We start from the raw sequence: 1,205 nt of genomic DNA, 5'->3' as shown, positions 1-1,205 counted from the left end.
CGTCAGAATTGGTCATTTCAGCAGCTGCTTGTGCAGATTTAACCGTTCCACTCATACCACCAGTCATGTGTATGGAAATGATTTGATCCCCATTCTTCCCTAACTCATCGTAGAGTTCCTGGAATACGCCAACTGCCGGCTGTGAACTTTTTGGCAGTTCCTTTGATGTCTTCATCATTTCCAAAAACGAATCTCCCTGGATGTCCACTCTATCAATGTATGTCTTTCCATCGATGTGTATCGTTAAGGGTACAACATGGATTGAATGCTGAGTAATTTGTTCATTCGTTAAATCTGCTGTTGAATCGGTTACGATATGTATTTTCGCCAATCCGGTCACACCTTTCTCTTCATATAGTTATTATAAAAAAGATTTGAAGGAAATGTAAACTATTAGAGCTGTCCAATATGAGCCATGTACTAACAAAGCAGATGATTAGGTATCAGCATCAAATTTTTGAGTGTTGTAACAGCTCTACTTCATTTGAAATTTTTTGTTGAACAAGATCAATCAATTCTTTTAATGACAGAGTTTGAATTGTTTCAATCGAAATAGGTGCTATAACGCGAATGTTTACATGGGCCGGTTTTATTTTATTTTTGTTCTTTTCCATAATTTCTGACGTACCTGTAATGGCAATCGGTACAATCGTGACATGAGCTTCTTTTGCGATTCTGGCAAAACCAGACTTGAATTCCCGAACTGATTTTCCTTTACTACGGGTACCTTCAGGGAAAATAATCATGGAATGCCCATTTTTCAATGTTTCGATCATATCCGTAATTGACTGCATGGCACTTCTTCGATTAGAACGGTCAATGAACACGCAATTCATTGCTTCCATCCAGTCTTTAATAATAGGTAGTTTCTTCACTTCTATTTTTGACATAAAAGCAAATGGCTTAGGAATATGGGCAATGAGCGATGGAATATCGAAATTGCCTTCATGATTACTGACAAAGAGGACCGGACCTTCTGGTATGAGCTCCAACCCTTTTACATCGAAGGTGCTTTTCGTCCGCTTTAAAATACCGTCAGCCCATTTCTTAGGCTGACGGTGTACAAGTACATCATAATCTTCTGTTGACAAAAGATGGCGTTGATTTTGCACTTTACGTAAATCTTTCAAACTAAAGGGCAAATAACCAAATAAAAATGAAAAAGTCCGTACAGAATTAAACAAGCTCCTGCACCATGTTTTTCT

At 38.0% G+C, this 1,205-nt stretch carries 2 protein-coding genes; both read right to left on the bottom strand.

The genetic code is table 11. The annotated features are described in order from the left end of the window. On the bottom strand, positions 1-331 hold a 331-nt coding region (locus tag AC1DSB_RS19670; protein ID WP_477587464.1), incomplete at its 3' end, for a DegV family protein. 118 nt (positions 332-449) lie between these two features. After that, the coding region (locus AC1DSB_RS19665) for a lysophospholipid acyltransferase family protein (protein WP_477587463.1) at positions 450-1,205 on the bottom strand (756 nt) is incomplete at its 5' end.

The sequence above is a fragment of the Paenisporosarcina sp. P4_E4_2 genome (assembly GCF_056401595.1).
This window is presented reverse-complemented; position numbering and strand designations above follow the sequence as displayed.